The organism is Rhizobium sp. 10N427 (genome assembly GCF_056394605.1).
Window position 1 is genome coordinate 359,266 of sequence record NZ_JBFTID010000002.1, and the last position, 19,752, is coordinate 379,017.

Annotated in this window: 17 protein-coding genes; 6 read left to right on the forward strand and 11 right to left on the reverse strand. The window is 61.5% G+C overall.

Annotation, left to right across the window (positions count from 1 at the left end; translation table 11 throughout):
• Nucleotides 1-51: 51 nt before the first annotated feature.
• Nucleotides 52-1,296 carry a lytic murein transglycosylase gene (locus AC1DIJ_RS06230; RefSeq protein WP_112386965.1) on the forward strand — a complete coding sequence of 415 codons (1,245 nt, stop codon included), beginning with the start codon at nt 52-54 and terminating at the stop codon, nt 1,294-1,296.
• 519 nt (nt 1,297-1,815) lie between these two features.
• Here AC1DIJ_RS06230 and metF read toward each other — a convergent pair.
• From metF to AC1DIJ_RS06250, 4 genes are all read right to left on the reverse strand, one after another.
• Nucleotides 1,816-2,721, reverse strand: a complete 906-nt coding sequence (gene metF, locus AC1DIJ_RS06235) for a methylenetetrahydrofolate reductase [NAD(P)H] (protein ID WP_112386964.1) — start codon at nt 2,719-2,721, stop codon at nt 1,816-1,818.
• 3 nt (nt 2,722-2,724) lie between these two features.
• A complete protein-coding gene (locus AC1DIJ_RS06240) occupies nt 2,725-3,741 on the reverse strand; it encodes an ArsR/SmtB family transcription factor (RefSeq protein ID WP_112386963.1) in 1,017 nt (338 codons plus the stop codon).
• A gap of 161 nt (nt 3,742-3,902) precedes the next feature.
• Nucleotides 3,903-5,552: an energy-dependent translational throttle protein EttA gene (gene ettA, locus AC1DIJ_RS06245; RefSeq protein ID WP_112386962.1), complete on the reverse strand. Its 1,650-nt coding sequence runs from the start codon at nt 5,550-5,552 to the stop codon at nt 3,903-3,905.
• A 113-nt stretch (nt 5,553-5,665) separates the two neighbouring features.
• A complete protein-coding gene (locus AC1DIJ_RS06250; RefSeq protein WP_112386961.1) occupies nt 5,666-6,403 on the reverse strand; it encodes a ribonuclease T2 family protein in 738 nt (245 codons plus the stop codon).
• Between the two features lie 150 nt (nt 6,404-6,553).
• On the opposite strand from AC1DIJ_RS06250, the gene AC1DIJ_RS06255 reads away from it, so the two are divergent.
• The 4 genes from AC1DIJ_RS06255 to AC1DIJ_RS06270 are packed head-to-tail and all read left to right on the forward strand — an operon-like array spanning nt 6,554 to nt 11,333.
• Nucleotides 6,554-7,483 carry an alpha/beta hydrolase gene (locus AC1DIJ_RS06255; protein WP_112386960.1) on the forward strand — a complete coding sequence of 310 codons (930 nt, stop codon included), beginning with the start codon at nt 6,554-6,556 and terminating at the stop codon, nt 7,481-7,483.
• Between the two features lie 14 nt (nt 7,484-7,497).
• Nucleotides 7,498-8,451 (forward strand): DMT family transporter, encoded by a 954-nt coding sequence (locus AC1DIJ_RS06260; protein WP_112386959.1) that lies wholly within the window; start codon nt 7,498-7,500, stop codon nt 8,449-8,451.
• Nucleotides 8,452-8,469: 18 nt separating this feature from the next.
• The gene (gene caiB / locus AC1DIJ_RS06265) at nt 8,470-9,684 is read left to right on the forward strand and encodes a succinate--glutarate CoA-transferase (RefSeq protein ID WP_112386958.1); all 1,215 of its coding nucleotides are present in this window, start codon (nt 8,470-8,472) and stop codon (nt 9,682-9,684) included.
• Nucleotides 9,681-11,333, forward strand: coding sequence for a thiamine pyrophosphate-binding protein (locus AC1DIJ_RS06270; RefSeq protein ID WP_112386957.1), 1,653 nt, complete (start codon nt 9,681-9,683; stop codon nt 11,331-11,333). Before caiB ends, AC1DIJ_RS06270 begins: the two co-directional genes overlap by 4 nt.
• 63 nt (nt 11,334-11,396) lie before the next feature.
• Here the strand turns inward: AC1DIJ_RS06270 and AC1DIJ_RS06275 are convergent, their stop codons facing one another.
• The 3 genes from AC1DIJ_RS06275 to AC1DIJ_RS06285 all read right to left on the reverse strand — a co-directional run bounded on the left by AC1DIJ_RS06275 (nt 11,397) and on the right by AC1DIJ_RS06285 (nt 13,048).
• Nucleotides 11,397-11,741 (reverse strand): RidA family protein, encoded by a 345-nt coding sequence (locus AC1DIJ_RS06275; protein WP_112386956.1) that lies wholly within the window; start codon nt 11,739-11,741, stop codon nt 11,397-11,399.
• A gap of 57 nt (nt 11,742-11,798) precedes the next feature.
• Entirely contained in the window at nt 11,799-12,137 is a 339-nt protein-coding gene (locus AC1DIJ_RS06280) for a protein tyrosine phosphatase family protein (RefSeq protein WP_112386955.1), read from the reverse strand.
• Between the two features lie 71 nt (nt 12,138-12,208).
• Nucleotides 12,209-13,048, reverse strand: coding sequence for a DUF4432 family protein (locus AC1DIJ_RS06285; protein WP_112386954.1), 840 nt, complete (start codon nt 13,046-13,048; stop codon nt 12,209-12,211).
• A 248-nt stretch (nt 13,049-13,296) separates the two neighbouring features.
• Between AC1DIJ_RS06285 and AC1DIJ_RS06290 the strand changes: the two genes are divergently transcribed.
• Nucleotides 13,297-14,661 carry a L,D-transpeptidase gene (locus tag AC1DIJ_RS06290; RefSeq protein ID WP_112387446.1) on the forward strand — a complete coding sequence of 455 codons (1,365 nt, stop codon included), beginning with the start codon at nt 13,297-13,299 and terminating at the stop codon, nt 14,659-14,661.
• 66 nt (nt 14,662-14,727) lie between these two features.
• On the opposite strand, the gene AC1DIJ_RS06295 is transcribed toward AC1DIJ_RS06290, so the two are convergent.
• From AC1DIJ_RS06295 to AC1DIJ_RS06310, 4 genes are all read right to left on the reverse strand, one after another.
• A complete protein-coding gene (locus tag AC1DIJ_RS06295) occupies nt 14,728-15,441 on the reverse strand; it encodes a ParA family protein (protein ID WP_112386953.1) in 714 nt (237 codons plus the stop codon).
• 231 nt (nt 15,442-15,672) lie between these two features.
• A complete protein-coding gene (locus AC1DIJ_RS06300; RefSeq protein WP_112386952.1) occupies nt 15,673-16,824 on the reverse strand; it encodes an iron-containing alcohol dehydrogenase in 1,152 nt (383 codons plus the stop codon).
• On the reverse strand, nt 16,821-18,206 hold the full coding sequence (locus AC1DIJ_RS06305; RefSeq protein WP_112387445.1) for an aldehyde dehydrogenase family protein: 1,386 nt from the start codon (nt 18,204-18,206) through the stop codon (nt 16,821-16,823). The genes AC1DIJ_RS06300 and AC1DIJ_RS06305 overlap by 4 nt, the downstream gene beginning before the upstream one ends.
• A 106-nt stretch (nt 18,207-18,312) precedes the next feature.
• A complete protein-coding gene (locus AC1DIJ_RS06310; protein WP_112386951.1) occupies nt 18,313-19,683 on the reverse strand; it encodes a glutamine synthetase family protein in 1,371 nt (456 codons plus the stop codon).
• Nucleotides 19,684-19,752 lie beyond the last annotated feature (69 nt).

The window sequence follows — 19,752 nt, forward strand, 5'->3', positions numbered from 1 at the left end:
CACATTCATCTGTGAAAGCGGCGGACATATTTCGGATATAAGGACGAACCCATGCACCGCTCGCTCGCAAGCCGCTCTGCACTTGCTCTTCTGTTTGCCGTCACCTCAGCAACCACGGTATTTGCACAGCAGGCGGCAGCCCCTGCCCCGGCGGCTCCGGCCGCGCCGCAGGCGCCGGCTGTTGCCTGCGACGGCGATCTCGCGCAGTTCCTGGCAGGTGTCAAAGCCGATGCGATTGCCGCCGGTGCCACCGCCGAGGCTGCCGATCAGGCGCTTGCAGGCGCCGAGATCGACCCCAAGGTTCTGAGCCGCGACCGCGCACAGGGCGTCTTCAAGCAGACCTTCCTCGAATTCTCGCAGCGCACCGTCAGCCAGGCGCGCCTCGACATCGGCCGCCAGAAGATGAAGCAGTATGCCGACGTGTTCGCCAAGGCCGAGCAGGATTACGGCGTACCGGCCGGCGTCATCACCGCCTTCTGGGCGATGGAAACCGACTTCGGCGCCGTACAGGGCGATTTCAACACCCGCAACGCGCTGGTGACGCTCGCCCATGATTGCCGCCGCCCCGAACTTTTCCGTCCGCAGCTGATCGCGCTGATCGAGATGGTCCAGCACGGCGACCTCGACCCGGCCACCAACACCGGCGCATGGGCCGGCGAAATCGGCCAGGTTCAGATGCTGCCACGCGACATCATCGCCTATGGCATGGACGGCGATGGCGACGGCCACGTCCGCCTGAAGCAGAGCGGCCCCGACGCCATCCTGACCGCCGCCAAGTTCATCCAGCATCTCGGCTTCGAGCGCGGCCAGCCCTGGCTGCAGGAAGTCACCCTTCCCGATAACCTTCCGTGGGAAAAGTCGGGCCTCGGCGGCACGATGAAGGCGGGCGACTGGTTTGCTCTCGGCGTCAAGCCGCGTGACGGCAACACGAACTTCGGCGAGCTCGAAGGCGATCTCGTTTTGCCGCAGGGCCGCCTCGGACCGGCATTCATCGCCTATCCGAACTTCAAGATCTATCTCGAATGGAACAAGTCCTTCATCTACACGACGTCAGCAGCCTATTTCGGTACCCGCCTCTCCGGCGCCCAGCCCTACCAGAAGGGCACGCCGGAACAGGGCCTTGCCAACGACGAGATGAAGCAGTTGCAGACCAAGCTGCAGTCGCTCGGCCACAATGTCGGCGAGATCGACGGCATCCTCGGATCCGGCACCCGCGTTGCCATCCAGAAGGAACAGCAGCGCCTCGGCATGCCGGCCGACGGCTGGGCAACCCCGGGGCTTCTCGGCGCGCTCTGAGTCGCCAGGACCGGCCGTTCACAAGCAATCACATCGCGTCCGTCCTTCTGGCCGGGCGCGATTTTCGTTTTAGCTCAGGATTTCAGCAGCTTCCGGCGAAGCCTTGATATCGGCGCAGGCCTTAACGTCCAATCGCCGACTTTAACGCGCCGTTAAAATGTGTGAATAAAATTTCACCGCGCTTTTTCGAATGATTTCAATGCCGTGGTTACGTTGTATAGCAGTTATCTACTGGCTGTTGCTGCAATGCAACATTGATTTCGCTTTTCAGCCGACACATTTCGGACATAGTATCGGCTCGTTAACGCAAGGAGGCAGACATGGGTATCACACGATCCTTGAATGTCCTGTTGGTCAGTGCAGCGTTCGCGTTCGTCTTGTCTATGCTCTTCATCTGAGCAGCAAACGGACCCTATGACTGGAATACCGGACTCCTGAGTAACTAACAGTTCAGCCAATTGAAAAAGCGCATGTCCCGCCTGACATGCGCTTTTTTATTGCGTTCGAAGAGCTGCCTGATCAGGCGGCAGCGCCGGCTGCTGCTGCCTTCGTCTCACCTCGGCGCAGGCCGAGATTGGTGAGCACAGCCGAGACCAGCGGCGAACGGTTCATCGTATAGAGATGGAATTCGTGGAGCCCACGGGCCACCAGATCCTCGATCTGTTCGGCTGCGACATCCGCCGCCACCTTGGCGCGCTCTTCCGGCTTGTCGTCGAGACCGGCAAAGCGCTCGTCGAGGAACGACGGGATGACTGTGCCGCAAGCACCGGCAAAGCGCTTCAGCTGCGTCAGATTAAGGATCGGCATGATGCCCGGAACGATGGGCATAGAAACGCCCGCAGCCCGCACCTTCTCAAGGTAGCGTTCGAAATTGTCATTGTCGAAGAAGAACTGCGTCAGCGCACGGTTGGCGCCGTTATCGGCCTTGCGCTTCAGCATGTCGATATCGGCGGTGACATCCTTGCTCTCCGGGTGCTTCTCCGGATAGGCCGAGACGGAAATCTCGAAATCGCCGATTTCGCGCAAGCCGGCCACCAGCTCGGATGCATTGGCATAGCCGCCCGGATGCGGCTGGTACGGCGCACCGGCACCGCCGGGCGCGTCACCGCGCAGCGCCACGAAATGCTTCACGCCCGCCTTGCGGAAATTGTCGATCACCTGATGCGTTTCTTCCTTCGTCGCTCCGACGCAGGTGAGATGCGAAGCGGTCGCAAGCGGCGTCTCGTTCAGAAACCGCGTGACGGCCGTCAGCGTCGGTGCCTTGGTCGTGCCGCCCGCACCATAGGTGACGGAAACGAAATCCGGATTCCAGTCCTGCAGCTCGCTGACGGCCTTCCAAAGCTGACCTTCCATCTCTTCCGACTTGGGTGGGAAGAATTCGAAGGAAATGCCGATATCGCGGCGGCCACTAGTGTTCAAAGTCATAAATCAAACCTCCGCTGCCAATATTGTTCCGGCGCCTTCGGATGCCATCAGGCGCCGCGGGTCGCGGGCGAGCCAGATGGTGACCGTGAGGCCCTGCTCGCCGGCCTGACCCGGATGAAGATCGACGGCCTGCTCGACATCGAGCCCCGCCTTGCGCAGCCAGTCGGACATCGACTGGTGCGAGAAACCGAGACGAACATGGGCATGCTCGTCCCTGAGATATTCGAGCCCGTGCGGGGCCAGATCGATGACCAGCAGCCGCCCGCCGGGCGCCAGCATGCGCGCCGCCTCATTGATAGCGATCTCGGGCTGATCGAAGAAATGCAGCACCTGATGGATGGTCACCAGGTCGAAATCCTGCCCGTCGAACGGCAGGTTCAGGATATCGGCATGGCGCACCGACGCCTTGTTGATCCCTGACTTGTCGAGATTGGAGCGCGCCACGCTCAGCATGTCGCGGCTGGCATCGACGCCGATTGCCCGGCGGTAGAGCCCTGATAACAGCTGCAGGATGCGGCCGGTCCCGGTGCCGAGATCAAGAAGCGAATAGACCGGCTGGCTGCCGAGAAGCTTGATGACGGCCGCATCGACCTCTTCGTCGGCGGCATGCAGGCGGCGCAGCTCGTCCCACTCAGCCGCATTGCGGCTGAAATAGGCCTGTGCCCGCTCGGCGCGCTGGCGCTTGACCGAAGACAGGCGCTCGCCGTCGCGCTGGACGACCGGGTCGTTCTCCGAGGAATGCTGCAGGAGCACGCGCACCAGCGCCGCCGCCTTGCCCTCCTGCTTCAGCCGGAAATAGGCCCAGGCGCCTTCCTGGTAGCGATCGATGAGATCGGCCTCACCAAGCAGCTTCAGGTGACGGGAAATGCGGGGTTGGGACTGGCCGAGAATTTCGGTAAGATCGGTAACGGTCAGATCGCCTGCCGCCAGGAGCGCCAGCAATCGCAGACGGGTCGGCTCGCCGGCCGCCTTCAAGACGTCCACGATCGCATCCAATCCAAGCTTTACCGGTTCAGCCATATTCTGCCCAATCAAGATATAAAGATATCTTTATGTGATTTGCGTAGCGGTAGCAAGCTTCAATTCAGATAATCGCGAAATTCATTGGCCAGATCACGACGCCGCAGACATGCAAAAGCCCCGGCCATGACCGGGGCTTTCCAAAGGCATAAAAGCAGATATCAGCGCGTCAGGCGCTTGTAGGCCTGGCTGCCCGGGTTGAGGGCGTCGGGGCCGAGGCGGCGGACCTTGTCCTGCTCGTAGTCTTCGAAGTTGCCTTCGAACCATTCGACATGGCCGTCACCTTCGAAGGCAAGGATATGCGTCGCCAGACGGTCGAGGAACATGCGATCGTGGCTGATGATGATGGCGCAGCCGGCGAAGTTTTCGAGCGCCGTTTCCAGCGCACCCAGCGTTTCCGTATCAAGGTCGTTGGTCGGTTCGTCGAGCAGCAACACGTTGCCGCCGGCCTTCAGCATCTTGGCAAGGTGAACGCGGTTGCGCTGACCACCCGAGAGATTGCCGACCTTCTGCTGCTGATCTCCGCCCTTGAAGTTGAAGGCGCCGCAATAGGCTCTGGAGTTCATGTCGAACTTGCCGAGCTTGATGACTTCGGCACCGCCGGAGATTTCTTCCCAGACCGTCTTGTTGCCATCCAGCGCATCGCGGCTCTGGTCGACATAGCCGAGATGCACGGTGTCGCCGATGCGCACCGAACCGGCATCCGGCTTTTCCTGGCCGGTGATCATCTTGAACAGCGTCGTCTTGCCGGCGCCGTTCGGACCGATGATGCCGACGATGCCGCCCGGCGGCAGCTTGATCGACAGGTCGTTGATCAGCGTGCGGCCTTCGAAGCCCTTGGTGATGCCTTCCATCTCGATAACGACATTGCCGAGACGCTCGGAGACCGGGATAATGATCTGCGCATCGCCGGGACGGATGCCTTCTGCGGCATCGACCAGCTGTTCGTAGGCCTTGATACGGGCCTTCGACTTCGCCTGGCGGGCCTTCGGGCTGGAAGCGATCCATTCCTGTTCGCGCGACAGCGCCTTCTGGCGGCCGGCTTCTTCGCGGTTTTCCTGCAGCATGCGCTTGGCCTTGGCCGTCAGGTAGGCAGAGTAGTTGCCTTCGTACGGAATACCGCGGCCGCGGTCGAGCTCGAGGATCCAGCCCGTGACGTTGTCGAGGAAGTAGCGGTCGTGGGTGATCATCATCACGGCGCCCGGATAATCGCGCAGGTGCTTTTCGAGCCACGCGATGGTTTCGGCGTCGAGATGGTTGGTCGGTTCGTCGAGCAGCAGCAGGTCCGGCTGCGACAGGAGCAGGCGGCAGAGTGCGATACGGCGGCGTTCACCGCCCGAGAGAATGGTGACGTCGGAATCCTTCGGCGGGCAGCGCAGCGCTTCCATCGCCATCTCGACCTGCTGTTCCAGATCCCAGAGGTTCTGGCTGTCGATGATGTCCTGGAGCTTGGCGCCCTCGTCCGCCGTCTCGTCGGAATAGTTCATCATCAGCTCGTTGTAGCGGTCGATGATCGCCGTCTTGTCGGCAACGCCCATCATGACGTTCTCGAAGGCGGTCTTTGTCGGATCGAGATGCGGCTCCTGCTCAAGGTAGCCAACGGTCGCACCGTCGGCGAGCCAGGCTTCGCCTGTGTATTCCTTGTCCTGACCGGCGATGATGCGCAGCACCGTCGACTTACCGGCGCCGTTCGGGCCAAGAATACCGATCTTGGCATCCGGGTAGAACGACAGGTTGACGTTCTCGAGAATTTTCTTGGCGCCGTAAGACTTGTTGAGTCCCGACATGTGATAAATGAACTGACGTGCCATCTTTAAACTGCTCCGCGCGCAAACGTGTAAATCCGTGGCCGCTATGTAGGCGAAACCCGGCTCCCGGGCAACGCCGAAACCGGCCTCTCTTGCGCTTTGCAGCAGTCTTTGCCTCAGAAACCGGCCGCGTCGACCACACCTTGGTCGCATCCGAAGGAGGTTCGTCCCGCCCCCTGGATCAGCGTGCCGAGATTATCGGCAGAGCCTGGCGCCACCGCATCCTCGGAAAGCCCGATCGTCAGCTCGCTGATAACCCGAACACCGCCGGCCCGGCGGCAGCTCATCTTCACCCGGTCGGCAGCGCCAGCGCCAAAACTCTTGTCGAAGGCCGCCTTGATCTGATCGGCGCTGACAGACTTGCCGACATTTGCGGCAAACAGCTCGCGCACCGCCGATGCATTGAGATCGCCGATCAGCCGCACGGCCGTGCCGAAATAGGCGTCGGCCGAAAGCTTGGTGCAGGTGCCGTGCTTGGTCCATTCGTGACGCTCGAGCGCCGATTGCGTGCCCGGCATCGCTTTTGCCAGCGCCGCCGCATTCTCCGCCGTCAGCTTGACCTCAGGCAGCGACCGCCAGTCGCCATCCTTGTCGGCCGCCTGCTCCTCCTTCGAGACGCCACAGTAATTCTGCCGCATCGGCCAGAGGCCATGGAGGGTAAAATTGGTCGCGTCGAAACGATCCCGCGTCTGGCTGGCGCATTCCGGCTTCTTCTGGTTGGTCTGGCAAAAGGCCGGCTGCCAGCTTGCAGCGAGGATGAAGCGCGTGCGCCCCTGCCCTTCCTGTGCGAAAGCCGAAGCCGCCAACAGGCCTGACAAAGCCACGATTGCCGCATGCAGAAAGAACCTGCTCATCTCCATCCCCTAGATAGAACAATACAAGAACAAGTAAGCACGAAGCGCAACGTTCCGCAACCCTGAATCGCAGCATTTTCCCCTGCAAATCGCCGCAGGCCCGCTTGCATTTGACGGCCGATCTGATCTTCTGCGCGCCGGGAGGATCGGATGTTTTCGCAAACACAATGGCTTAACGTGGCAGGCGCCTCGCTCGCCTTTCACAGCGAGATGGCCGCGGGCGCGCCACGCGGTATCCTCGTCGTCTGCCACGGCCTTGCCGAGCATTCGAAACGCTATCAGCGCTTCGCAGAGGCCATTGCCGCGCGCGGCTATCATGTCTTCGCCCACGATCACCGCGGCCACGGCGAGACCAAGGCGCCGGATGCGCCGACCGGCCAGTTCGCGAGGCGCGACGGTGTATCCCGCGTCATCGATGACGTCGCCGCCATGCGCGATCATGCAGCGAGGCTACACCCGGGGCTCCCCGTCATCCTCTTCGGCCATTCGATGGGCGGGCTGATCGCGCTCAACGCCGCGCAGACCTATCCGGAGAAATTCGATGCGGTTGCCGTCTGGAATTCGAATTTCGCCGTTGGCCTCTCCGGCCGCGCCGCACAGGTGATCCTGCGCGCCGAAAAGGCGCTGAAGGGCTCGGATGTACCAAGCGGCATGCTGCCGCGATTGACCTTCGCCGCCTGGGGTAAGTCCATTCCCGGCCACACAACGGAATTCGACTGGCTGTCGCGCGATCCGGCCGAGGTCGCGAAATATATCACCGACCCGCTCTGCGGCTTCGATGCCTCTGTATCGATGTGGCTCGACGTTTTCGAACTGACGTTCCGGGCGACGAAAAAGGAGCAACTCGACCGTCTTCCGAAGGATCGCCCGATCCATCTCGTTGGCGGCGGGCAGGATCCGGCAACGGAGCGCGGAAAAGCCGTTTTCTGGCTCTCAAGCCATTTGAAACGCCAGGGCTTCTCCCGTATCACCACTGAAATATATCAGGACTTCAGGCACGAGACCTTGAACGAGACCGGCGCAGCAGACGCCATCTCGGCCTTCGCCGATTGGTGCGACGGCGCGGTCATGCGGTCCTGAGCAGAGTATCCGAGATGGCAGGCGCTGCAATGAAGACGAACTCCTCTTCCGAAGTCACCATGGGCCTGGCGCTCATGCTTCTGTCGGTGCTGTTTTCACCGCTGATCGACATCTTCGCCAAGCTGGCGATCGCCACCGTCCCGTCAGCGGAGATCACCGCCGCGCGTTTCGCCGTCCAGGCGATCTGCATGCTGCCCGTCGTCATCTGGCGCAAGAACCTCGCCGACCTGTCGTGGAAGCAGACCTTCTATCACGCGATCCGCGGGATCATCATGACCATTTCGATGATCTCCTTCGTCGCGACGCTGAAATACATGTCGGTCGCCGATGCCATCGCCATCTTCTTTGTCGAGCCGATCATCCTGACGATCCTCAGCAGCATCTTCCTCGGCGAAGCCATCGGCTGGCGGCGCTACACAGCCTGCGGCGTCGGCTTCTTCGGCGCCATCCTCATCATCCAGCCGAGCTTCCAGGAAGTCGGCTTCGTGGCGCTGCTTCCCGTCGTCAGCGCCGTCTGCATCGCCATTTCGGCGATGATGAACCGGGCCCTGGCGCAGCGCGAAGACCCCTGGGTCATGCAGTTCCAGATGGGCCTCTGGGGCCTGCTGTTCTGCGCGATCATTCTCTATGTCGGCGAAGGCAGCGGCTCCGATGTCTTCGATCCGGTCATGCCCTCCACTATCGCCTTCGGCTACCTCGCAGGCGTCGGCGTCATGGCGGCGATCGCCGGCATTCTCGGCGTCTATGCCTATCGCGCCGCTCCGGCATCGACGCTGGCGCCGCTGCAATATTTCGAGATCGTCTCGGCGACGATCTTCGCCTGGCTGGTCTTTGGCGACTTCCCGGATGCCATCAAATGGCTCGGTATCCTGATCATCATCGCTTCGGGCCTCTACATCATCTGGCGCGAGCGGCGCTTTGCATCCAAGCCCGTATCCGATACATCTGAGGCAACACGGGCGCCGTAATCCGCCCGCGGGAGGAACATGACGGTCAGCAGCAAAAAGCCGCCGCTTGCGGGCATCAGGGTCATCGAACTGGCCCGCGTGCTTGCCGGTCCCTGGGCCGGGCAGATGTTGGCCGATCTCGGAGCCGACGTCATCAAGGTCGAAAATCCCGATGGCGGCGACGATACGAGGCAATGGGGGCCGCCCTTCGTCGAGGGCGCCGACGGCGAAAATCTTTCCGCCGCCTATTACCATTCCACCAACCGCAACAAGCGCTCGATCACCGCCGACCTCAAGACAGAGGAAGGCCAGGCGCTGGTCCGCCGCCTGGCTGCAACAGCCGATGTGCTGATCGAGAATTTCAAGCTCGGCGGTCTCGTCAAATACGGTCTCGATTACGAGAGCCTGCGCCAGATCAATCCCAAACTCGTCTATTGCTCGATCACCGGTTTCGGCCAGACCGGCCCCTATGCCAATCTCGCCGGCTACGATTACATCGTCCAGGGCATGTCGGGCTTCATGTCCGTCACCGGCGAGCCAGACGGGCAGCCGATGAAGGCCGGCGTCGCCATCGCCGATATCTTCACCGGCATCTATGCCGTCTCGGCCATCGAGGCGGCACTGATCCACGCGCTGAAGACCGGCGAAGGCCAGCTGGTCGATATGGCGCTGCTCGATGTGCAGTCCGCCATTCTCGCCAACCAGAACATGAATTACCTCGTGTCCGGCAAGGCGCCGGTGCGGCTCGGCAATGCGCATCCGAACATCTCGCCCTACGAAGTCATTCCGGCCGCCGATGGCTATCTCATTCTCGCCGTCGGCAATGACGGCCAGTTCCGCCGCCTCTGCACCATCCTCGGCCTCGACGGCATCGGCGAGGACGAGCGTTTCGCCACCAACAAGGCGCGCGTCACCAACCGCGACGAGGTCCGCCGCCTGGTCTCCGGCAAGACATTGAACTGGCAGAAGGCCGATCTCCTGAGGGCCTGTGAGGATAATGCCGTACCGGCCGGCGCCATCAATACGATCGAGGAGATGTTTGCCGATCCGCAGGTCATTGCCCGCGGCCTGCGGCTCGATCTCGCCGATGCCGCAGGAACGCTGATCCCGACGGTTCGAACCCCTGTGGTTCTCTCGGAAACACCGCTACGCTACGAAAGACCGAGCCCGCGCCTCGGCGAGCACCAGGAGGAGGTGCTCGCCGAACTCGAAGCGCTGGAACTGAAGGCACAAGGGAGGGAACAGGCATCATGAGAAAGACCGGCGGAGAATTGATCGTCGAAGCGTTAAAGGCAAATGGCGTCACCCGCCTTTCCTGCGTTCCCGGCGAAAGCTTCCTCGCGGTCCTCGATGCCCTTCACGACAGCGATATCGAAGTCATCGTCTGCCGCCAGGAAGGTGGTGCTGCGATGATGGCCGATTGCTGGGGCCGGCTGACGGGCGAACCCGGCATCTGCATGGTCACCCGCGGCCCCGGCGCCACAAACGCCTCGGCCGGTCTCCACATCGCCCGCCAGGATTCGATCCCGATGATCCTGTTCATCGGCCAGGTCCAGCGCGATGCCCGCGAGCGCGAAGCCTTCCAGGAGGTCGAGTTCCGCAGGGCGCTGACGGAATATGCCAAATGGGTCGGCGAGATCGACGATGCCGCACGCATCCCGGAATTCGTCACCCGCGCCTTTTCCATCGCCACATCCGGCCGTCCCGGCCCCGTCGTCTTGTCACTGCCCGAAGACATGTTGCGCGACGAGGTCGAGGCACCCCGCGCCAAGCCCTATGTCCGCGTTGCCGCCTATCCCGGCCGCCGCCAGATCGATGATTTCTACATGCGCCTGCTGAAGGCCGAGCGTCCGCTGGTGATCCTCGGCGGCACCCGCTGGGATGCCGATGCGGTCGCCGATGTCCGCGCCTTCGCCGAGCGCTTCAAGCTGCCGGTCGGCTGCTCCTTCCGCCGCCAGATGCTGTTCGATCATCTGCATCCGAGCTATGCAGGCGATGTCGGCATCGGCATCAATCCGGCACTCGCCAAGGAGATCAAGGAAAGCGATCTGCTGATCCTGCTCGGCAGCCGCATGTCGGAGATGCCGTCGTCAGGCTATACGCTGATCGATATCCCCTATCCCCAGCAGCAGCTCGTCCATATCTATCCCGATGCATCCGAGCTCGGCCGCATCTATCGCCCGGATCTCGCCATCTGCGCGTCGCCGCAGGATTTCGTCGATGCACTGGCCGATCTCGAAGCGCCGGGCGAACCGCGCTGGGCAGAGCGTACCGAGCGCATGCACCAGGCCTATCTCACATGGTCGAAGCCGCCGCAAACCGGCCCCGGCCCGGTGCAGATGGGGCCGATCATGGACTGGATCGAAGGCAATACGAGAGCCGATGCGATCTTCACCAATGGCGCCGGAAACTACGCCACCTGGCTGCACCGTTTCCACCGCTTCCGGCAGTTCAACACTCAGGCGGCCCCGACCTCAGGCTCAATGGGCTACGGCCTGCCCGCCGCCGTTGCCGCCAAACAGCTCTTTCCGGAGCGCGAAGTGATCTGCTTTGCCGGAGACGGCTGCTTCATGATGCACGGCCAGGAATTCGCCACCGCCGTCCGCTACAACCTGCCGATAATCGTGCTTGTCATCAACAACGGCATCTACGGCACGATCCGCATGCATCAGGAGCGGGAATATCCGGGACGCGTCAGCGGCACCGATCTCACCAACCCTGACTTCGCCGCCCTTGCCCGCGCCTATGGCGGCCACGGCGAAACCGTCGAAACGACGGCGGAATTCGTGCCCGCCTTCGAGCGCGCCCGTGCCAGCCGCAAGCCGGCGATCATCGAGATCAAGCTCGATCCTGAGGCCATTACCCCGGCACGCACGCTGACGCAGATCAGGACGAAGAGCTGAGGGCTCCAAACAAAAAGCCGGTGAGCGAACCCACCGGCTTCCCGTTTCGGTAATTCCGGAAAATCAGTCGATCGCAGCCGTGACGATGAACTCGACCTTGTATTTCGGTGCAGCAAGCTTGGCTTCGCTGGTGGCGCGGGCCGGTGTGTTGGCCGGATCGACCCAGGCTTCCCAGGCAGCGTTCATTTCGGCGAAGTCCGCAATGTCGGAGAGGTAGATCAGCGTCTGCAGGATCTTCGACTTGCTGGAGCCGGCAGCCGCCAGCAGGCGGTCGACTTCGGCAAGAGCAGCCTTGCACTGATCCGTAACGCTCTCGCCTTCGGCAACCTGGCCGGCGAGGTAAACGGTGTTGCCGTGGACGACGGCGCCGCTCATGCGGGGACCGGGGCCGATGCGCTTGATGCTCATGGTTTTCTCCTGAGTTTCTTATGGAATGAAGGGCGCGGACAAAACCGCGCCGCAGGGTCAGCCGCGAATATGATGGGTCTTCTGATAGATCGCGGTGGAACGGGCGCCAGAGCGGCAGTAGCCGAGCATCGGGCGCGGGAATTCGTCAAGCGCGTCGACCATGCCGGTCACGGCTTCCTCGGTAACGCCCATGGTGCCGACAGGCACATGCGCGATCTCCAAGCCAAGTTCCTTGGCGCGCGCCGCGATCACGGAAAACGGCGTCTGGTCGGGGCTTTCCTGGTCCGGGCGATGGCAGACGATCGACTTGAAACCCAGAGCCTTGATCTGGTCGAGATCCTCGACCGCAATCTGGCCGGATACCGAATAGTCGTCGTCGATCTGGCGGATGTCCATCACGCGTACCTCCTGAAAATGAACGGCAGAAGCTCTACGATGCGCGACCGCGAGCGTCAACAATTGTTAGCTCATACAAAGGCGAAGGTCAGCGCATAGCTGCGGCTTTCGCCGGGCTTCAGCATGTTGAATTCGCCCGCCGCCTCCAGCTCGCTGCGCAGCACCCAGCGATGCGAGACCGGCTCGATGCCGAGAATATGCGCCGGTGCATTCTGGTTGCGCCAGACCTGCAGGTGCGGCAGCGTATCGGAGCGCGTGCGCACCCTCAGCGTCTTGCCATGCACGGCCTTCATCGGCCCGAGGCGCACTTCGGCAAAGCCACCTTCGGTCGCCGGTGCCTCGACGCAGAACAACCCGCCGAGTTCGTCGCCGAAGGTCCAAGGGAAACCGCCGTCTTCCAGCATCTTGCCTTCGAGCCGGGTGCCCTCGTCGAACCATTTGCCGCCGACATTCATGTGGTACATCAGGAAGGTCGGGACGGTCTGGTCGCTGGTATTGATGACCTTGTCCTCGAGCGAGACTTCGCCCGTCGCGCCATCGATCGTCCAGAGGCGCTCGATGCGCTGCGGCAGTCCCTCGACGGTGACAAGATCGATATCGGCGCGGCATTCGGCATTGCCGTTTTCGAACTTGGTCCACAGCACCTTCGCCTTGTGGCCGGAAACCGAGCCATGCAGCGGATAGATCGCGCCGTCGGTGCGGCCCGGGATCGGCTCGCGGTGACGGATATGGTCGGGGCCGCAGGTGAACAGGAAGCCTTCGAGCGAATGGTCGATACGCGGGTCGCCGTCATCCGGAATGGCGCGCTTGGGCGAAATATCGACGCCATCGACGACGCAGGCGCCGATATCCATCACCGACGTCTCGTCAAGCATCAGGCGCGGCCCCTTGGCGGCTGCAAACTCGATCATTTCAATCCCTCCCCTGTCTCAAAACTGCCGTAGCGTTAGGGGCAGCGCAAGGTTTCGTCAATCACGTCGCGCATGATTGCCCGCAACCGGCGATCCGCTGAGGAACCGCCTTGGCAAACCAAACGTTTAGCTTCACGCAAGTGATCACGGATATTTTCATAATTTGTTCAGTACGAATTCATAAATTCCACACTAGCGTCAAAATTCGCGGGTGTGTGTCGGCCCAGTCCCTGCTTGAGGTGCAAGACGTGAATCGCATTCTGAAATACGGCCTTTCGCTCGCCGCTGTCGTTCTGGCCGTCACATCCGTCGCGCCGGTCGCGGACGCGCAGCAATATGGCCGCCGCCAGCGCGACGTCGTCATGGTCACGCCGGATGGCCAGATCGTCGACTATATCCCGCCGGGCGCCGACGTCTATTATTCGCGCGACCGTAACGGCAATCGCGTTCTCGTCGACAGCTACGGCAATGTCGTCGCCACCGAAATGCGCTCCAAGGGCTATTATCCCGCGGCTCCCTCGCGCGATCCCTATAACAACGACCCCTATAATGCCGAGAGCGGCGATCAGACGCGCTATGGCAGCACCCGCTACATGGAGCGCGGCGCAGTCACCGGCGCGATCCCGCGTGACGGAAGCATCGAGCGTCAACCGCTCGATCAGCCCTATCCTGATAACGGCGACTATGCCGCGATCGATCCCGATCAGCAGGCACCTCAGGCACAGCAGCCAAGAGCACCCGAAGAGCCGGCGATCACCCTGAAGGGCAAGTCGAAGCCGGAGATCGTCGCGCTGCAGGTGTTCCTCGACCGCTCCGGCATCTCGCCAGGTGTCATCGACGGACACATGGGCTCGAACGTCACCAAGGCGATCTATGCCTACAACCAGATGACCGGCGAAAATCTCGATCCGAATAATACCGACGCGATCCTTGAACAGCTGCGCCTGTCGGGCGGCCTGCCTGTTATCAGCTATACGATCACCCCTGCAGACGCGGCTGGCCCCTATGTCGCCGAGATTCCGGAAGACTACGCACACAAGGCGCTTCTGCCGTCGCTCGCCTATACGTCCACGACCGAGATGCTGGCCGAGCGTTTCCACATGGACGAAGCCTTCCTGAAGGAAATGAACCCCGGCGCCGACTTCACCGTCCCCGGCACCATCATCAAGGTTGTCAATCCGGGCGACCCGAAGACCGGCACGGTCGCCAAGATTCTGGCGGACAAGGCCAAGAAGCAGGTCTTCGCCTACGACGACGCGGGCAACCTGATCGCCGCTTACCCGGCCTCGATCGGCTCCAACGACACGCCCTCGCCGTCTGGCACGGTGCAAGTCGATCGTGTCGCGCTGAACCCGGGCTACACCTACAATCCGAAGATCAACTTCCAACAGGGCGCCAACGACAAGGTCCTGAACATTCCGCCAGGCCCGAACGGCCCGGTCGGCACAGTCTGGATCGCACTCTCCAAGCCGACCTACGGCATTCACGGTACCCCAGAGCCCTCGAAGATCGGCCGCACCCAGAGCCACGGCTGTATCCGCCTGACCAACTGGGACGCGACGGAACTGGCCAAGATGGTCAAGCCCGGCGTCACGGTCGAATTCGTCGATTGATCGCCATGCATTGAAACAAAAAAAGCCGCCGGTCTCCCGGCGGCTTTTTTGTTTCGGCTTGTGAAATCAGGCCGCGTCACGCATCAGCAGGCCGGAAAGACGTGCCGCAACCGGAAGCTTGACCGGCAGCTTGCGCATCATTTCCTCTGCGAAACAGAGAGCATTTTCGCGGGCCTTTTCGAGGTTCGAGACCCGGGTCGCATCCATGGTGGCGAGCGTGCCGCCGCAATCGAAGATGTCGCGGAAAGCCGAGCGTTCGATGATCGCCGTGTCGAGAACCGGCACGTGACGCTCATTGAGCAGCGCCTTGACCAGCTGCAGCGCGCGGGTCGTGACCATCGAGTTGACGCGGGTCAGGACGACGGAATGACCGATCTTGATGCCTGCCTTCTCATCCAGATACTGGAGCAGTTCCAGAACCTGCGCGCCGCCGCGGGCATCCATGGCACAGCCCTGGATCGGGATCAGCACGTGGTCGGAAAGACCGACGGCAGTGGCAAGCAGCGGATTGCGCGCGCCCGGCAGATCGATGATGAAATAGTCGGTATTGGCCTTGTTCTCGCTGATATGCAGCGGCAGCGATGCCGAGGTGACGAAGTCGATGACAGAGACGTTCTTCACGTTGCCGGAAATCTCATGCCAGCGGGAAATCCAATGCTGGGGATCGGCGTCCAGAATGGTGACGCGATACCCCTTGCGCGCAAGCTCGGTCGCCAGCAGCAGCACGGCCGTAGTCTTGCCGGCGCCGCCCTTGGTATTTGCAAAAGTAATGACTGGCATATCAGGTCCTCGAAGGGAAAAGTGGCGAGCCGGTTATCGCTCTCATACGCACTTTTCGATTCATCGTGCGGTTAATGCATCCTTTCCAATCGTGGTTAACAAAATCTAAACGGACGAGCCGAAATTGCAGCCCGGATTTCTTACATCCCTAGAATTTGGGATGTTTGCAGACAAAAAAAGCCCGGAAAGCCTGCGCTTTCCGGGCCAGCTGGTTGGTCCGCCTTGGTTAACTCAGAAGCAATCCTTGAACAAAGCCTTGGTGTTTTCGAGCGTCATCGTGACAGGATTGCCACCGGCGCTCGGGTCTTCGATCGCCATCGCTGACAATTCGTCGATCCTGTCAGGCGCGATTCCCATCGCCGAGAGGCTTTCGGGAACGCCGAGTTCGGAGCGCAGCTTCAGCACGTAATCATAGAAGCCGTCGAAACCTCCGGCGATGCCGAGATAAGCCGCCGCACGGGCGATCTTCTCTTCGATCACAGCGCGATTGAAACGCAGCACGGCCGGCATCACGACGGCATTGGTCATGCCGTGATGGGTGTTGTAAACGGCGCCGATCGGGTGCGACAGCGCGTGGATGGCGCCAAGGCCCTTCTGGAACGCGACGGCGCCCATGGCGGCGGCTGCCATCATGTTGGCGCGGGCTTCCAGATCCGTGCCCTCCTTGTAGGCGCGCGGCAGGAATTCCTTGACGAGGCGCATCCCTTCAAGCGCGATACCAGCCGACATCGGATGGTAGAACGGCGAGGAATAGGCTTCCAGGCAATGCGCGAAAGCATCCATGCCGGTGCCGGCGGTGATGATCTTCGGCATCCCGACGGTCAGTTCCGGATCGGAGATCACGACGCCGGGCAGGAACTTCGGATGGAAGATGATCTTCTTCACATGCGTCGCCGAATTGGTGATGACGCTGGCGCGGCCGACTTCCGAGCCGGTCCCCGCCGTCGTCGGCACGGCAACGATCGGTGCGATGCCTTCGATGCTGGCACGGGTCCACCAGTCGCCGATATCCTCGAAATCCCAGACCGGACGGCTCTGGCCTGCCATGAAGGCGACGCACTTGCCGAGATCGAGACCGGAGCCGCCGCCGAAGGCGACGACGCCGTCATGACCGCCATCCTTGAAGGCCTTCACACCGGCTTCGAGGTTCTTCTCGTTCGGGTTCGGATCGACATCGGCAAAGATGGCGCGGCCGAGACCGGCGTCTTCGAGAATGTCGAGCGCGTTCTTGGTGATCGCCATGGAAGCAAGGCCGCGATCGGTGACCAGCAGCGGCTTCTTCATGCCGAGACTCTTGCAGGCGTCGGCGAGCTCCTTGATGCGGCCGCGGCCGAGCTTGACCGCTGTCGGATAGCTCCAGTTGGCTGTGATATTGCTGCTCATGCTGTTACTTTCTTCAGATGGTAGGATTTCGGACGCGTCAGGTTCTGGAAGCCGATGATCGACAGCGAGCCGCCGCGGCCGGTTTCCTTGACGCCGGTCCAGCAAAGCGCCGGATCCAGATAATCGGCGCGATTCATGAACACCGTACCGGTTTCGATTTCGCGGCCAAGCCGCCCTGCCCGTTCCGCGTCCTTGGTCCACAGCGAAGCGGTCAGGCCGTACTGACTGTCGTTCATCAGCGCCAGCGCTTCCTCGTCGCTCTTGACCTTCATGATGCCGACAGCCGGACCGAAGGTTTCTTCGCGCATGAAGGCCATCGAATGGTCGATATTGACGAGAACCTGCGGTGCGAGATAGGCGCCGCCATCGTCCTGCGGAAAGAGTTTCGGATCGACCAGCGCCTTGGCGCCCTTGGAAACCGCATCGGCGATCTGATCGCGGACCACCTTGGCAAAGCGCCTGTGCGCCATCGGGCCGAGCGAGGTTTCAGGATCGAGCGGATTGCCGAGCTTGTAGTTCGACACCCAGGCGACCGACTTCTCGACGAAGCTGTCGTAGAGCGACTCGTGCACATAGATGCGCTCGATCCCGCAGCAGCACTGGCCGGAATTGTAGGTCGCGCCATCCATCAGCGTATCGACGGCAGCGTCGAGATCGGCGTCTTCCATGACATAGCCCGGATCCTTGCCACCGAGCTCGAGGCCGAGACCGGTGAAGGTACCAGCCGCCGCCCGCTCCATGGAGCGACCACCTTCGACCGAGCCGGTGAAGTTGACGAAGTTGAAGCTGCCGGCCGCGATCAGAGCCGAGGTCGTCTGGTGATCGAGGAAGACATTCTGGAAGACATCTTCAGGGACACCGGCCTCCACGAAAGCCTGTACGAGGCGCTCGCCAACCAGTAGCGTCTGCGACGCATGCTTCAGCACAACGGTATTACCCGCCATCAGCGCCGGAGCGATCGTGTTGATCGCCGTCATATAGGGATAATTCCAGGGGGCGACGACGAAGACGACACCATGGGCTTCGCGCTCGATGCGGCGCTCGAACTTGTCGCTCTCTTCGACGACGAGCGGCGCCAGCGCTTCGGCAGCGATCGAGGCCACGTAATTGGAGCGCTCGTTGAAGCCCTTGTACTCGCCGCCATAACGGATCGGACGGCCCATCTGCCAGGCGATCTCGGGCACGACGACGTCCGACATCTCATTGAGACGCGCGACACCCTTCAGCACCAGCTGAACGCGATCTTCGAGCGGACGCTTCGCCCAGGCCTTCTGCGCCTTGCGCGCACGGGCCACGGCTTCCTTCGCCGCTTCCAGCGGCAGCGCCGGACGCTCGGCGTAAACCGATCCGTCCACGGGTGATATGCATTGGATCATTGCCATGATCTTCATCCTATGTTTTTAGCGACCTATGGCGGACGCAGCCACCACCATCTCCGGATATATGGAGATCATGAGGCGCTTATTGCATCCGCCTTCGATACGCCTCTTATGCTCTCTCGAAACCGCGCGCCACTTCCCAGTCGGTGATGCGACGATCGTATTCTTCCTGCTCCCATTCGGCAGCGCGCGTGTAGTGGTCGATGACATCATCGCCGAAGGCACTACGCAGCATCTTCGACTTGGTCATGGCAACCGTCGCAGCGCGCAACGTCCGCGGGATTTCGCGCACCTTGCGGGCACCATAGGCATCTCCCACGAAGGGCGCTTCGAGTTCAAGCTTGTTCTCGATGCCGTCGATGCCTGCGGCAATCAGCGCCGCGAAGGCCAGATAGGGATTGAGGTCGGAGCCGCCGACACGGCATTCGATGCGGATCGCCTTGCTGCCATCGCCGCAGAGGCGGTAGCCGGCGGTGCGGTTGTCCTTGCTCCAGATCGCCTTGGTCGGCGCGAAGGTGCCGGCCATGAAGCGCTTGTAAGAATTGATATAGGGCGCCAGGAAATAGGTGATCTCGCTCGCATGCGCGAGAAGACCGGCGACATAGTTTTCCATCAGCGGCGACATGCCGTATCTGCCCTTCTCGTCGAAGAACAGCGCCTTCTTGCCATCGAGGCTCCAGAGCGACTGGTGGATATGCGACGAGCTGCCCGCAGCGTTGTAATGCCACTTGGCAAGGAAGGTGATGGCCTTGCCCTTCGACCAGGCGATTTCCTTGCAGCCGTTCTTGATGATCGTATGGCGGTCGGCCATCGTCAAAGCTTCGGCATAGCGAACGTTAATCTCTTCCTGTCCGGCGGAAGCCTCGCCCTTCGAGTTTTCGACGGGGATTTCGGCGCCCTGCAGACCGGTGCGGATCGCCCGCATTACCTCTTCTTCCTTGGTGGTCTGGAAGATGTGGTAGTCCTCGTTATAGGCGCTGGCGAGCTTCAGGTTGCGATAGCCCGCGGCGTGAGCCGACTCGTAGGTCTGGTCGAAAAGGAAGAATTCGAGCTCGGATGCCATGAACGGCTTCATGCCCATCGCTTCCAGACGCTTCACCTGCTTCTTCAGGATGGCGCGCGGCGAATGTGCAACTTCCTCATGCGTATGATGATCGAGCAGATCGCAGAGCACCAGGGCCGTGCCTTCGAGCCACGGAATGCGCCGCAGCGTCGAGAGGTCCGGCTTCATCGTATAGTCGCCGTAGCCCTTCTCCCAGCTGGTCGCCTTGTAGCCGGAGACGGTTTCCATCTCCATGTCGGTGGCGACGAGATAGTTGCAGCTGTGAGTTTCCTTCCAGGCGCTGTCGAGAAAATACTCAGCCTGGAAGCGCTTGCCCATCAAGCGGCCCTGCATGTCGATCTGGCACGCCAGAACGGTATCGATGCGGCCCTCGGCCACGTCCTTCTTGAGATCGTCGAGAGTGTAGCTGGTGGTCATGATTTACCCGCCTGAATTTTTGATTTTGCGATTTCGGAACAACGAAAGGGCATGCAGCGGCGAGACGAA